This is a genomic window from Burkholderia sp. MSMB617WGS (genome assembly GCF_001532025.2).
Classification (GTDB): Bacteria; Pseudomonadota; Gammaproteobacteria; order Burkholderiales; family Burkholderiaceae; genus Burkholderia; species Burkholderia savannae.
This window is the reverse complement of the sequence record NZ_CP013458.1, coordinates 2,512,841-2,526,992: the sequence shown is the minus strand read 5'-3', so window position 1 is coordinate 2,526,992 and position 14,152 is coordinate 2,512,841. Positions and strand designations below refer to the sequence as shown.

The window sequence follows — 14,152 nt, the reverse complement described above, 5'->3', positions numbered from 1 at the left end:
CACGCGCCCTCGGGCGCGCGACGGCTTCGTCTCGTCATGGCGCGCGCCCACGACGACACGGGATTGCTCGTGAGGCACGATCGCACGAGGAGTCCGCCGGCCGTCCTACGAGATCATCAAGGAGTGTGTTTCATGCGGTATCAGCGGGCCTGGCGGGGCAGGCTCCAGGCGTCGAACGCCTTTGCAACGGCAGTAGCGGTTTCTCTCATTTCTTTGGCGGGCATCGCCCGCGCAAGCGCGGCCGACGCATCGCCGGCGCAGCGGCCGGACGGCGCTCCGGCTCGGGCCGGCTTGCCGCCCGGCGCGGCGCAGGCCACCGAGCTGTCCGCGGTGACCGTCACCGCGAGCAAGCGCGATCAGCCGCTTGCGACCCTCAACGGCGCGGCGGTCGTCGTCGAGCAGCCGGCGCTCGACGACGCGCAGATCGCGAACACGCTCGATCTCGCGCGCGTGCTGCCCGGCGTGCAGATGACGGGCGGCGGTTCGCTGCTGTTTCCGCTGATCGGCTTGCGAGGCGTCACGTCGGCGCAGGATTTCTACAATCCGGCGCTGACCGTGTACGTCGACGGCGTGCCGCAGTTGCCCACGTTCGCGTCGCAGACGCTCATGAGCGTCGATCGCGTCGAGTTGCTGAAGGGGCCGCAGGGCACGCTGTACGGCAAGAGCGCGGAAGGCGGCGTGCTGAACATCGTCACGATGCCGCCCGACAACACGCCGCGCGTGCACCTGCGGGCGGGCGTCTCGAGCCGCGGCGGCAACGTCGAGCAGGCGGAGGTCGCGGGGCCGCTCGTCAGGGATTTGCTGTATGGCGCGGTGTCGCTCGCGCACGTCGACGCGCCCGGCGATCTGCGCAATCCGGTGAGCGGCGCGGATCATCAGGGCGGTTCCCGCTCATTGGCAGGCAGCGCGAAGCTGCGCGTCGCGCCGACCGGCGCGCCGTGGGAAGTGAACGTATCGGTCGGGCGCGATTGCGCGAAGGCGACGCAGGATATCTACGTGCCCTTCGACGACATCGGCGGCCGCACCGCGAACATCGATCCGCGGCTGCCCGCGCAATACGCGGAGTCGTACATGCGCCGCTGCGGGAACAGCTACGCGCTGTCCGGGCGCTACGACATCGGCGACTGGCGTCTGTCGGCGGTTTCCGCGTGGCAGACGCTCGACATCGAGCGGCGCTTCCCGTTTCTCCAGTACTTCGTGCAGCAGCCGGAGAACTGGCGGCAGAACGTCCAGGAACTGCGGCTCGCGACGCATGCGCCCGGCCGGCGCTGGGACGCGGTGTTCGGCCTGTATCGGCAGGACGTGCATCAGTCGCGCACGTACGTCAACGACATGATGATTCCGTCGGTCGTCAATCTGTCGACGACCGCGTCGAGCAACGAGAGCAAGTCGATCGCCGCTTACGGCGACGTCACGTGGCACGTGACGGGCGCGCTCGATCTGTCGGCCGGCCTGCGGGCGTCGCGCGATCAGGCCTGGACGCAGTTCGCCGGCACGGCGATGGCGTCCGCGTCGACATACGCGCCGTTCGCCGGCGCGAGCGGGATGGCAGGCAACCGGATTCTCGGCAAGCTGTCCGCCGGCTATCAGATCGATCCGGCGTGGCGCGTCTATGCGAACGTGTCGCAGGGCTACAAGCCGGGCGGCTTCAATCTCGCGCCGTCGAGCCTCGCGGATGCGCAAGGCTTCGGCCCCGAGCGCGCGGTGAGCTACGAGCTCGGCGCGCGCTACGCCGGGCAGAAGCTGCGCGGCAGCGTGGCGCTCTATCGGATCGACATCCGCAATGCGCAACTCTACGGCAGCGATCCGCTCGGCTACCAATCGCTGCGCAACGTCGGCGACACGCGCTCGACGGGCGTCGAGTTCGGCGTCGAATGGGGCATCGCGCGCGGCTGGACGGCGGCGCTCGACGGCTTCTTCAACCACGCGACGTTCCGCAGCTACGTCGATCCGTTCGGCTGCGCCGCGTGCGCCGGCAACGACGTTCCGTTCGCGCCGCGCTACGGCTTCACGCTGAACGTGGGCGGCGACGTGCCGACGAGCGTCGGCACGGTCCGGCCGCGCGTCGCGGTGCGCTGGGTCGGCGCGCAGTACTTCGACGTCGCGAACAAGCTGCGCCAGGGCGGCTATGCGCTCGTCGACGCGTCGCTCGGCTGGCGCGTGCGCCGCGACGTCGAGCTCACGCTCTATGCGCAGAACCTGACGAACCGCGACTACCGCACGTATGCGTTCCGCGCGCCGACGGGCAATCTCGCGCAGGTCGGCCTCGGGCGCACGGTCGGGGTGACGGTTGCGTTCGACTACTGACCGCGCGAGCCGCGGCGCGGCGGATCGCTGCGCGCGCCGCGCCGCGCTCGATGCGCCCGCCCGCCCGCCGCGCGCCGCCGGGCGGCGACGTCGCCCGCGATGCGCCGCCGCGCGCGATCGCGTGCCGTCGCGCGACGCGGTGCACGGCCGTCGCGCGGACGCGCACGGTTTCTCCTGCCGCCGCGCGCCGCGCGTGATCGGCTTGCGCCGCCGCGCGCCAACCAGTCTCGCCCGTTGCCGGGCCCACGAGGAATCGCCATGTCCGAACCACCGACCGAATCCGCCCGTCCAGTACGCCGACGGCGCGCGGATGCTCGCCCCGACCCGTGGCGCATCATGCGCCCGGTGCGTGCGCAGATCCGCTTCGCGATGTTCGTCTCGTCGCTCGCGACGCTGCTGAACGTCGCGTTCCTGCTGTCGCTCGCATGGACCGTGCGGCAGCTCGCCGAGCGGCCGCACGCGTGGCCGGCGTGGCCTCTCGCGTGCGCCGTGCTGTGCCTCGCCGGCAGCTATTTCCTGCGGCTCGGCGCGTTCAGCCAGTCGCACTACGCGGCGTTTCGCCTCGAGAAGATCCTGCGCGGCGATCTGGCCGAGCGCCTGACGCGCGTGCCGCTCGGCACGCTGCAGCAGGTCGGCGCGGGCGCGCTGTCGAAGGTCGTCCACGACGATGTGAAAGCGCTGCACATCTTCGTCGCCGACAGCACGCCGCTCTATGCGCGCGCGTTCGTCGGGCCGGCGTGCACGCTCGTCGCGCTGCTGTGGCTCGACTGGCGGCTCGCGCTCGGTGCGGCGGCGGTGATGGCGATCGGGTTCGGCGTGCTGACGCTCGCGATGCGCAATTCGGTCGAGATGAGCCGGCTGTACAACGACGCGCGCGAGCGCGTGAGCGCGGCCGTCATCGAATTCGTGCAGGCGATGCCCGTCGTGCGTACGTTCGATGCCGGCTATTCGACGTTCGGCCGCTTCCAGCATGCGCTCGACGCGTATCTAGACGTGCTCACGCGCTGGTATCGGCAGGCGGGCTTTTCCGCGCGCTTCTCGTTCGCGGCGCTCAATCCGCTGCCGACGTTGCTCGTGATGCTGTGGCTCGGCGCGTGGCTCGTCGCGCGCGATGCCGCGGATTTCGGCGCGTGGATCGCGGTGCTGCTCGTCGGCACCGGCATGGCGGAGGCGATGATGCCGATGATGATGCTCAACCACATGGTCGACAAGGCGAAGCTGAGCGTCGCGCGAATCCAGCAGACGCTGGCGTTGCCGACGCTGCCGATGCCCGCCGTTGGGCGCGCGCCGGCCGACGCGAGCGTCACGTTCGAGAACGTCGGCTTCGGCTACGGGGCGACGGCCGGGGACGATTCGGACGCCGCGCCCGCCTGCCGCGACGCCGGTCGCGTTCGGGGCGCCGGCGGTGGCGCGAGCGGCGGCACAAGCGGCGACACAAGCGGCGACACAAGCGGCGACACAAGCGGCGGCACAAGCGGCGGCACAAGCGGCGGCACAAGCGGCGACAAGCACGCCGACGCCGACGACCGCGACGGCGCGCGCGTGCTGCGCAACGTGAGCTTCCACGTTCCGCAGGGCTCGACGACGGCGCTCGTCGGCCCGTCGGGCGCGGGCAAGACGACCGTCGCGCGGCTGATTCCGCGCTTCTGGGACGTGGACGCGGGGCGCGTGCTCGTCGGCGGCGTCGACGTGCGCGACATGACGGCCGATACGCTGATGTCGCAACTGGCGTTCGTGTTCCAGGACACGTTCCTGTTCGCCGACACGATCGCGAACAACATCCGCCTCGGTTCGCCGAATCGCACGATGGACGACGTGATCGCGGCGGCGAAGGCCGCGCAGGCGCACGACTTCATCATGGGCCTGCCGCACGGCTATGACACGCGCGCGGGCGAGCGCGGCGCATTCCTGTCGGGCGGGCAGCGGCAGCGCGTCACGATCGCGCGCGCGATCCTGCAGAACCGCCCGATCCTCGTGCTCGACGAGGCGACCGCGTTTTCCGATCCGGAGAACGAGGCCGAGCTGATGCGGGCGCTGTCCGCGCTGATGCGCGGCAAGACGGTGATCATGGTCGCGCATCGGCTGTCGACGATCCGCCATGCCGACCAGATTCTCGTGTTCGATCAGGGCGAGCTCGCCGAAGCGGGGCGTCACGATGCGCTGCTGGCGGCGCGGGGCGTCTATGCGCGGCTGTGGGACAGCCACGAGCGCGTGCAACGCTGGGCGCTGCGCGGGGGCGCGCAGGAAAACCGGAACCGCGTCGAACAGGAGCGCGCGTGATGAAACACGAATCGACCGAAACCCCCTGCCCGACGTCGTGGCGCGTGACGTATCGCCGGCTGACGAGCGTCGCGGGCCCGAATGCGGCGGCGCTGCGCGCGAGCATCGTCGGCCTGTGCGTGGCCGCGGCCGCGCAGGGGCTCGCGCTCGCGTGCCTGTTTCCGCTGATCGCCGCGATCGTCGGCGCGCGCTCGATCGAGTCGGCGTTCGGCTGGCTGGTCGCGATGACGCTGATCGCCGCGTTCGCGACACTCGTTCGCTGGCGCGCGCAAGGCTTCGAATACAACGGGCGCATGGCGCACACGACGCACGCGCTGCGCATGCGGCTCGGCGAGCAGTTGCGCCGCATGCCGCTCGAAACGCTGCAGGACAAGCGCTCGGGCGAGATGAACGCGCTGCTGCTCGGCAACGTCGACGAGAACCTGAACTACACGCTCGCGATTGTCAACATGATCGCGCTCGCGACCGTCACGCCCTGCGTCGTCGCGCTCGCCGCGCTTTTCGTCGATTGGCGCGTCGGCCTGATCCTGCTGCTCGTGTTTCCCGCGATCGTGCCGCTGTACCGCTGGCGCCAGCCGGCGCTCGGGCGCGGGATGCGCGCGCTCGCGGACGCGCACCGCCGCCTGAACGCCGACATCGTCGAATTCACGCAAGGGCTGCCGGTGCTGCGCGCGGCTTGCGGCGACACGGCGAAGGCGTCCACGCTCGCCGAGCGCTGCGACGAGTTGCTTGCCATGCAGACGGCCGCGCACCGCAAGAGCGCGAAGCCGAATCTCGTCGTCGCGAGCGTCGTCGAGCTGGGCCTGCAGCTCGTCGTCGCGGCGGCCGTCACGTGGGTCGTGATGGGATCGCTCGATCTGTCGGTCGTCGCGGCCGTGATGGTGATCGTCGTGCGCTTCTCCGAGCCGATGGCGACGCTGATCGGCTATGCGGCGGTCGTCGAGATGATCGAAGCCGCGCTGGAGCGCATCGAGGCGCTGCTCGCGGTCGAGCCGCTGCCGTTGCGTGAGCCGTCTTGCGTGCCGAGCCGCTTCGATTTGCGTTTCGACGACGTGTCGTTTCGCTATGCGCGTGCGGCGGGCGACGCGCTCGGCGGCTTCAGCGCGACGCTGCCGGCGAACGGGATGACGGCGCTCGTCGGCCCGTCCGGATCGGGCAAGTCGACGATCGCACGTTTGCTGCTGCGCCATGCCGATCCTCAGCGCGGTGCGATCGAGATCGGCGGCGTCGACATTCGCCGGATTCCGGAGGCGGCGCTGAATTCGCTGATTTCGGTCGTGTTCCAGGACGTCTACCTGTTCGACGACACGGTGCTCGCGAACATCCGGATGGCCCGCCCGGACGCGACGGACGACGAAGTCGAGGCGGCGGCGCGCGCCGCGCAATGCCACGCGTTCATCGAACGCCTGCCGCAGCGCTGGCAGACGCGGCTCGGCGAGATCGGCGGCCGGCTGTCGGGCGGCGAGCGTCAGCGCATCTCGATCGCGCGCGCGCTGCTGAAGAATGCGCCGATCGTGATTCTCGACGAGCCGACCGCGGCGCTCGACGTCGAAAGCGAACTGGCGGTGCAGCGCGCGATCGATGCGCTCGTGCGGGACAAGACCGTCATCGTGATCGCGCATCGTCTGTCGACGATCGTCGGCGCGGACCGGATTCTCGTGATCGACGGCGGCCGGCTCGTGCAGCAGGGGCGGCACGACGAGCTGATCGCGGCCGACGGGCGCTATCGGGCGATGTGGGACGCGCAGTATCGGGCAAAGGCGGCTCTCGACGGATTCGGCGGGGCGCCGCGCGGGCAGCGCGCAACGCCGGCGACGAACGCGGACGACGCGGTGGCGCAACGCCGCTGACACGGCGGCGGCGCGGTCGACGCATGGGTTCGGCTCGTTCTCGCGCGGACGTGAGCGGCGACGAAGCCGCATGCGAACCGGGCGCGGCGGCACGGCTCGGCGGCGTAATGGCGAACGGCACGAGGGTACGATCGCAAGACGGCTAGACCGCACAACCGCACGACCGCACGACCGCACGACCGCACAGCGGCGAAACAGCGAAACCCCAAGGCGGCGGCCTCGTCCGTCCGCGCCTGCCTGCATCAATCCGCGGTGTCGCCGCCCTTCGGCACCTTCGCCTGCGCCTTCTTGCCCGGCGCGGGCGACCATGCGGGGCGCGTCTTGCGCGCCGAATCGACGACGACGAGAAAGCGGCCCGCCCAAGGCGTGACTTGCCGATGCGCGCGCAGCACCCAAGGCGTGTCGCCGGTGGCGGCGCGCGCTTCATACTCGGCGCCGAGAATCCCGTGCTGATCGATGAAGACGTTCAGCGTCGCGGGAATCCGCACGCATCCCTTCGAGTGGCGAATGCCGAGCAGCGGCTCCAGATATTCCGGGTCCGTCGCGTGCATCTGAAAGCGCATCTGAGACACGCCGCCCTTGCCCCAGCCGCGCTCCGCGTCTGCCCAGCCGAAATCGTAGATGCGCATGTCGTGGCGGCCGTAGCCGCGAATGCCGTTGTCGTTCATCGTGCCTTCCGCGCGGAAATCCATGTTCGCGGGCGTGTGCTCGAACACGCCGAGCGGCGTCACGAAATGGTCGTACTGGCCGGGCAGGCCGGTCGCGACGGGCGATGCGCCGATCATCTGCCACGTGTTGTTCCGCGTCGTGCGGAAGTAGATGAATGCCGCCTGCACGTTCGGCGCGCGATCGACGAGCACGACGTATTCACGGGCCAGCTCGCCCAGATTGCGCGCATCGAGCATTTGTTGCAGGCGCTCGCCGTATGCGCGCTGCTCCGCTGCCGGCACCTTCAGGCGTCGCGTGACTTCGTGCGCGAACGTTGCGCGCAACGCGAGCGCGCGGCGCGTTACGTCCGCTGCTTCGGCTTCGGTCAGCGTCGGCAGCGGCGGGGCGGTTAGCACGCGGGGCGTTGCCGATTGTGCGCTCGACGCTTGCAAAGACGCGGATGCGCCGGATGCCTCCGACGCGCTCGACGCGCTCGATGCGCTCGAAGTGCCCGAAGTGCCTGAAGTGCCCGAAGTGCTCGATGCGCCGGATGCGTTCGACGCGCCCGATGGCGCGCGATGTGACTTCGTGGCGGGCGCGACCACTGCCGAAGCCGCGCTGGCCGACACGGATGCTTTGGTGGTAATCGTCGCAGCCAGTTCGGCGCTAACCGGTTGCGATACGAATATCGCGAAGCCCGCAAGCGATGTGCGTGCAACGACGCAAAGCATGCATGCGCATTGAAGGAGACGTGGCTGCGTAGTGTGAGGACGGTTCATCGAAGCTGCCCCCGGCGAATCCGAAAATGCCGGTCGGTCTAGCCGCGGCACACACCGGTTCCATTCGCCGCGAATGTCGAGGCTTTCTTTGCTTGGTTTGCGATTCCGATGCCGAAGTTCCGGCTTTCATCGGTCGTGGGGGCGCGCCGCCGCTTGGGTGACGTGCGCTTCGTCATGCCCTTTCATTCTAGATAGCTGCGCCTGAGCCGCGTTGATCCGGATCGAATGCGCGCGTCGGGCGTCGCCGGAGTGTTTGCATTTCGCATTCGACACCCGGCAACAGCATGACGAGCCGGATCGTGCGCGTCTTCCCGTGACGGTTAGCGCGCACCGGTGCTTCGCGGCGGCGTGCGTCGCGCGGTGCGCTCGGAGCGTGTCGCGCCGCGCGATCGGCGTGGGTGGCGCGCTGCACGCCGGAACGCGTGACGCGCGGATGTCGAGCGAGGCAAGGCGGGACGCGCAATGATCCGGGCGGGGCGTGATCGTGGGCCGGCCGTCCGGACGATTGCATGCGCGAGGCGGCGGCCGGTGAATTCGACGTTCGGCAGCGCCGGCGCGGAATGATTCGGTATCCGGTGCAATCGGCGCGCGGCCGTCGCTGAGGCGAAGGCGCTCTAAGGCACGTTCCCGTGATCGAAAAAATCCGTCGAGGGGCTGGCCGCCAGAAGGGCCGATCGCTGCGTCATGCTCCTCGCGAATACGTCGAGTATTCACTTCGTCGCAATCCTTGTGCTCGGCCCTTCTGGCGGCCAGCGCAAGCCCGTTATTAGCGGGAACAGGCCCTAGGGCGCTTTCGTTGACGTTCCATGTGCAATGCGCTTGGCATCGCGGCCCGGGGCGCTCGTCGTGTCCGCGGCGTCGAGACAGGCATCGAGACAGGCATCGAAACAGGCATCGAAGCGCGGCACGCGGCATCAGATCGCTTGTTGGAACCGTTTTTGTCGGCGCGCACGACGATTAGACGAACGAAACGTGCCGATGAGCGCAGGCGCGGCGGAATTCGCGCGAGCGCGCATGCGAGTGCATTCGTCTCGCGATCGGCCGATGCGCGGCCTACACTGGATTCATCGAACTTTTCAGACGAGGTGTCGACATGGCGTTGACAGCAGCGCAGACCGGCGCGCGACCGATTGCGATGGTCGCCGTCGAGCAACGGCTTCCCGCGGAGCGGCGCATCATCGTCGACGAACTGGCGGGCGCGATCGCGCCGCTTGGCACGCGAGCGATCGTCTCGTTGATCGGCCCGCGCGGGGCGGCCTGGATGGCCGCGAAGTCGGACCGGAATTTCCCCGGCGTCTGGGGCGGCATCCTGTGCCGCAAGCGCTTCATCGACGAGAAGTTGCTCGAATCGGCCGGCGAGATCGATTCGTTCGTCAATCTCGGCGCGGGTTTCGACACGCGCGCGTATCGGCTCGCGCCGCTCGCGAGCGTGCCCGTGTGGGAAGTCGATCAACCGCGGAACATCGATGCGAAGCGGCGGCGCCTTCGCCGCCTGTTCGGCGAGGTGCCCGAGCACGTGACGCTCGTGCCGATCGATTTCGAGCGCGAGACGCTCGCCGCGGAGCTGGCCCGGCACGGCTATTCGAGCGGCAGGCGAAGCTTCTTCGTGTGGGAAGGCGTCACGCAATATCTGACCGAGGCGGGCGTGCGCAAGGTGCTGGATTTTCTCGCGACCGTCGCGCGCGGCAGCCGGCTTGCGTTGACCTACGTGCGCAAGGATTTCATCGACGGCCGGAATCTGTACGGCGACGAGAATCTCCATCGGCGCTACGTCGAGCAAGGCCGGCTCTGGCATTTCGGCCTCGATCCGCAGGACTTGCAGGGCTTTCTCGAACCCTATCGCTGGCGCGTCGTCGAGCATCCCGAACCTGCGGCGCTCGCGCGGCGCTACATCGAGCCGACCGGTCGGGCGCTCACCTGCATGCCGCTCGAACGGACGGCTTACGCGGAGAAGATCTAGGCGCGATCGAGCGGCCGATCGCCGATCGCCCGATAGTCCGATAGTCCGGCGCGCCGACGAATTCACGTCGCGCAGGGCCGCCTCGAGCGTGCGCTCGACGGCGGGTGCCCGGGGAATCCGGGCTCTTACCTCCACCATGCGGGCCGCCGGCAGCCGCCGGCGGCGTTCGCGCTGCTCGTCGGCGCGTTGCGCCGCGACGGGTAGCGCGGGCGGCCGGGCGATGACCGCGCGCAAGCGGTGCTACCGGGCGCGGACTGGCGCGGACTGGCGCGAACGGGCGCGCCGATTTTCCGTCGACTCGGCATAATGAAGCGTCGCTTTCGACGCCGAACCGGGGCCGCCGGCCGACGATGCGCACCCGCGCCCGTCGTCCGCGCACGATCGCTCCGGTCGTTTTCTTCCATTCATCCGGAGCGCCTCTTGTACCCACCGATCGAACCCTACGCGCAAGGCTTGCTCGACACCGGCGACGGCCATCAAGTGTATTGGGAGCTGTGCGGCAATCCCGACGGCAAGCCGGCCGTCTTCCTGCACGGCGGGCCGGGCGGCGGCTGCCGCGCCGATCACCGCCGCCTCTTCGATCCCGCGCGCTACAGCGTGCTGCTGTTCGACCAGCGCGGCTGCGGCCGCTCGACGCCGCACGCGAGCCTCGAGAACAACACGACGTGGCATCTCGTCGACGACATCGAGCGGCTGCGCGAGATGGCGGGCGTCGAGCGCTGGCTCGTGTTCGGCGGCTCGTGGGGCAGCACGCTCGCGCTCGCGTACGCGCAAACGCATCCGTCTCGCGTGAGCGAGCTCGTCGTGCGCGGCATCTTCACGGTGCGCCGCGCGGAATTGCTGTGGTACTACCAGGAAGGCGCGTCGTGGCTGTTTCCCGATCTTTGGGAGGCGTTCGTCGCACCCATTCCGCCGTCCGAGCGCTCGGACCTGATGGCCGCGTACCGCCGCCGGCTGACGGGCGACGACGAGGCGGCGAAGCACGAAGCCGCGCGCGCATGGAGCATCTGGGAAGGCCGGACGATCACGCTGCTGCCGAATCCCGTGCACGAAGCGCATTTCGGCGACGCGCATTACGCGCTAGCGTTCGCGCGCATCGAGAATCACTACTTCGTTCATCAAGGTTTCATGGAGGAAGGGCAGTTGCTGCGCGACGCGCATCGTCTCGCGGGCATTCCGGGCGCGATCGTCCAGGGGCGCTACGACGTCGCGACGCCCGCCCGCACCGCGTGGGAGCTCGCGAAGGCGTGGCCGCGCGCATCGCTCGAGATCGTGCCCGACGCGGGACACGCATATGACGAGCCGGGCATCCTGCGCGCGCTGATCGCGGCGACCGATCGCTTCGCGCGCGAGCGTTGATTCGCGATCGGGCATCGCGTGCGACGCACGTCTCGCCGCATCGCGAAGCGGTGCGCGCGTGGCGCGCCGCTTCGAGCCTTTCTTCGAAATCTCCGCCAGTGTAAGCCGCAGAACAGAGATGCGTGAGCGCGCATGACGATACTCGAAGCGAGTTCAACGAAGTGCGGCGATTCGCCGAGGCTGTCGGCGAAGAGGGGGAGTCGTGAACGCAGGTTTCGTGCAGGACCGCATCAATCAGGCCGTCTGGCGCAGCCGCAGCGCGCTTCGCGGATACGGGCGCGCATCCGGCTGGACCGATCCCGGCGAGGCGGCGGCGTTCGCATGGATCGCCGAGCGCGTGCGCGACGAGCCGATCCTCGACGTCGGCGTGGGCGGCGGGCGCACCGTGCCGCTGCTGAAGTCGATCAGCGCCGACTACACGGCCGTCGACTACACGCCCGAGCTCGTCGAGATCTGCCGGCGCAATCATCCGGGCACGCGCGTGCACCGGATGGACGCGCGCGACATGTCGACGTTCGCCGACGAGAGCTTTTCGCTCGTCGTGTTCAGCTACAACGGCATCGACGCGGTCGATCACGATGGCCGGATGTCGATCCTGAAGGAGTTCGCGCGCGTGCTGCGGCCGGGCGGCTTCGCGCTGTTTTCGACGCACAATCTCGCGGGGCCGAGCTATCGGGAAGGGCCGTCGCGGCTCGTTCGTCTGCCGCGGCGCTCGGCGAATCCGCTCGCGCTCGCGATCGATGCGGCGCGGATCGCCTATTCGCTGCCGGTCGGCGCGTTCAACTATGTCCGGAATTCGCGTTTCAATCGAACGTTCGACGGCTATGCGATGCGCGTGTGCGCCGCGCACAAGTTCGGGATACTCATCATGTATACCGATTTCGACACGCAGCAGAGGCAGCTCGATGCCGCCGGCCTGAAGCTGCGCGCGGCGTTCGGCGGCTCGACCGGCAAGCCGTTGCGGCGCGAACAGGATCTCGGCGGCGAAGCGTGGTTTCACTTCGTCGCGAGCAAGCCGAGTGCGTAGCGTGGATGCGGTTGCATTGATGCGTCGCATGTGATTCGCTGCGTCGCGTTCAGTTTCGTTCTGTTGCGTTCAGTTTCGTTCAGTTTCGTTCTGTTTCGTTCAGTCGTTCGGTCACGCTCAGTCGCGCTTAGCCGAGCCGAGCTGCACCGAGCCGCATCGAGAGAGCTGCACAGAGCCGCACAGAGCCGCACAGAGCCGCACAGAGCCGCACCGAGTTGCGCCGAGGCGAGCGCCGGTGGTATGCGCGCGGCTCGCCGGGCGTTCAGACAAACGCGTCCGCCAGCCGAAGTTTTTGCTCGGCGGGCTGCTGCGCGCCGCGAGCGTCGCCGCGCTCGCTCACGCGATCGTCTTGCAGCCTGAACACCGCGACCGCGCCGTGCAGCGCGCGCGCCTGCTCGGCGAGCGCGTGCGCCGCCGCCGACGCCTCCTCGACGAGCGCCGCGTTCTGCTGCGTCACGTTGTCCATTTGCGCGACGGCATGGTTGACCTGCTCGATGCCGACGCTCTGCTCGTTCGACGCCGACGCGATCTCGCTCACGATGTCCGTCACCTGCCGCACCGAGCCGACGATCTCGCCGATGATCCGCCCCGCGTCGCCGACGAGCGCGGAGCCCGCGCCGACGCGTTCGGCCGACTGCTCGATCAGCGCCTTGATTTCGCGGGCCGCCGTCGCGCTGCGCTGCGCGAGCGTGCGCACCTCGCCCGCGACGACCGCGAAGCCGCGCCCTTGCTCGCCCGCGCGCGCGGCTTCGACGGCCGCGTTCAGCGCGAGGATGTTGGTCTGGAACGCGATGCCGTCGATCACCGCGATGATCTCGGCGACCCGGCCCGAGCTGTCCGCGATCCCGCGCATCGTGTCGACGACTTGCCGCATCACGTCGCCGCCGCGCGTCGCGGTCGTCGACGCGCCCGCGGCCACCGCGCACGCATGCTGCGCATGCTCGGCGTTGCGGCGCACGGTCGACGTGAGCTCGTCCATGCTCGCCGCCGTTTCCTCGAGCGACGCCGCCTGTTCCTCGGTGCGCGACGACAGATCGAGATTGCCCGACGCGATCTGCGCGCTCGCGGTCGCGACGCCGTCGGCGCTGTGCCGCACGTCGTGGACGACGCGCGACAGGCTCGCCTGCATGTCCTTCAGCGCGGCGAGCAGCTCGGCGATCTCGTCGTCGCCGCGCGCGTCGATCGGCGTCGACAGATCGCCCGTCGCGACCCGGCGCACGCAGGCGAGCGCGCGCGCGAGCGGGCGCGTGACGGCGCCGCTGAACCAGACGCCGCCGGCGAGCGCGAGCGCGAACACGACGAGCGTCGCGACGATGCTGACCGTCGTCGCGTGCGCGGCGTTGCTCGCGGCTTCGGCCGATTCGCGCGCGCTGTCGGCGGCGATGTCCTGCGCGGCCTTTTCGAGGAGCGCGGCGGGCGCGCGATCGACGCCGGCCACGGCCTGGTCGCCCGCCGACGGATCGAAGCCCGACGCCTTGAATGCTTCGAATCCCTTACGATAGCCTCGCCCCATTTCCACGTGCGCCGACGCGAATTGCTCGATCAGCCTGCGGCTTTCGCCGTCGGGCAGCTTCGATTCGAGTTCGGCGGCGAGTGCGCCGACGGTTCGTTCGCGCTGCTGGAACGCGCTCCAGTATTTGTCGAGTTTCGCCGGGTCCTTGCCGCGCAGCAGCGTGTCCTTCCATTCCTGCACTTGCAGCTTGAACGCGACGAGCGTCGCGGACACCATCCGCTCGTTCGCGGCGTTTTGCTGGACCGTCGTGGCGTACGTGTCGAGCGAGCGGTTGAGCGCATGAATGCCGTAGAACGCGCCGGCGGATGTGACGACGAGGGCTGCCGCGAAGGCAAGCGGGATTTTGTGGCGGAGCTTCATCTGATTTCGGGCGTTGCTGGGTGAATGCCGTGTGGCCTGCGTCGATGGCTGGTTATCGGCGCGGGCCCG

The 14,152-nt window shown here is 69.3% G+C and carries 8 protein-coding genes; 6 read left to right on the top strand and 2 right to left on the bottom strand.

Going from position 1 to position 14,152, the window contains the following annotated elements:
• Positions 1 to 132: 132 nt before the first annotated feature.
• The 3 genes from WT60_RS31990 to WT60_RS31980 all read left to right on the top strand — a co-directional run bounded on the left by WT60_RS31990 (position 133) and on the right by WT60_RS31980 (position 6,437).
• Entirely contained in the window at positions 133 to 2,307 is a 2,175-nt protein-coding gene (locus WT60_RS31990; RefSeq protein WP_082759141.1) for a TonB-dependent siderophore receptor, read from the top strand.
• A gap of 336 nt (positions 2,308 to 2,643) precedes the next feature.
• Positions 2,644 to 4,587 (top strand): ABC transporter ATP-binding protein, encoded by a 1,944-nt coding sequence (locus WT60_RS31985; protein ID WP_060355233.1) that lies wholly within the window; start codon positions 2,644 to 2,646, stop codon positions 4,585 to 4,587.
• Positions 4,587 to 6,437 carry an ABC transporter ATP-binding protein gene (locus tag WT60_RS31980; RefSeq protein ID WP_081990127.1) on the top strand — a complete coding sequence of 617 codons (1,851 nt, stop codon included), beginning with the start codon at positions 4,587 to 4,589 and terminating at the stop codon, positions 6,435 to 6,437. The genes WT60_RS31985 and WT60_RS31980 overlap by 1 nt, the downstream gene beginning before the upstream one ends.
• A gap of 242 nt (positions 6,438 to 6,679) precedes the next feature.
• Here WT60_RS31980 and WT60_RS31975 read toward each other — a convergent pair whose 3' ends face one another.
• The gene (locus tag WT60_RS31975; protein WP_082759140.1) at positions 6,680 to 7,864 is read right to left on the bottom strand and encodes a hypothetical protein; all 1,185 of its coding nucleotides are present in this window, start codon (positions 7,862 to 7,864) and stop codon (positions 6,680 to 6,682) included.
• 1,093 nt (positions 7,865 to 8,957) lie between these two features.
• Here WT60_RS31975 and WT60_RS31965 point away from each other — a divergent pair.
• The 3 genes from WT60_RS31965 (at position 8,958) to WT60_RS31955 (ending at position 12,210) form a co-directional block, all read left to right on the top strand.
• Positions 8,958 to 9,824 carry an SAM-dependent methyltransferase gene (locus tag WT60_RS31965; protein WP_038755264.1) on the top strand — a complete coding sequence of 289 codons (867 nt, stop codon included), beginning with the start codon at positions 8,958 to 8,960 and terminating at the stop codon, positions 9,822 to 9,824.
• A 420-nt stretch (positions 9,825 to 10,244) separates the two neighbouring features.
• Positions 10,245 to 11,183 carry a prolyl aminopeptidase gene (pip, locus tag WT60_RS31960; protein ID WP_038755265.1) on the top strand — a complete coding sequence of 313 codons (939 nt, stop codon included), beginning with the start codon at positions 10,245 to 10,247 and terminating at the stop codon, positions 11,181 to 11,183.
• Between the two features lie 202 nt (positions 11,184 to 11,385).
• Positions 11,386 to 12,210 carry a class I SAM-dependent methyltransferase gene (locus tag WT60_RS31955; protein WP_038755266.1) on the top strand — a complete coding sequence of 275 codons (825 nt, stop codon included), beginning with the start codon at positions 11,386 to 11,388 and terminating at the stop codon, positions 12,208 to 12,210.
• A 262-nt stretch (positions 12,211 to 12,472) separates the two neighbouring features.
• On the opposite strand, the gene WT60_RS31950 is transcribed toward WT60_RS31955, so the two are convergent.
• A complete protein-coding gene (locus WT60_RS31950; protein WP_038755267.1) occupies positions 12,473 to 14,083 on the bottom strand; it encodes a methyl-accepting chemotaxis protein in 1,611 nt (536 codons plus the stop codon).
• Positions 14,084 to 14,152: the final 69 nt, after the last annotated feature.

Excerpts from the sequence above, each read along its gene's own strand:
- WT60_RS31990 (WP_082759141.1), top strand. The coding sequence starts at position 133 with ATGCGGTATCAGCGGGCCTGGCGGGGCAGGCTCCAGGCGTCGAACGCC.
- WT60_RS31985 (WP_060355233.1), top strand. The coding sequence starts at position 2,644 with ATGCGCCCGGTGCGTGCGCAGATCCGCTTCGCGATGTTCGTCTCGTCG.
- WT60_RS31980 (WP_081990127.1), top strand. The coding sequence starts at position 4,587 with ATGAAACACGAATCGACCGAAACCCCCTGCCCGACGTCGTGGCGCGTG.
- WT60_RS31975 (WP_082759140.1), bottom strand. The coding sequence starts at position 7,864 with ATGAACCGTCCTCACACTACGCAGCCACGTCTCCTTCAATGCGCATGC.
- WT60_RS31965 (WP_038755264.1), top strand. The coding sequence starts at position 8,958 with ATGGCGTTGACAGCAGCGCAGACCGGCGCGCGACCGATTGCGATGGTC.
- WT60_RS31950 (WP_038755267.1), bottom strand. The coding sequence starts at position 14,083 with ATGAAGCTCCGCCACAAAATCCCGCTTGCCTTCGCGGCAGCCCTCGTC.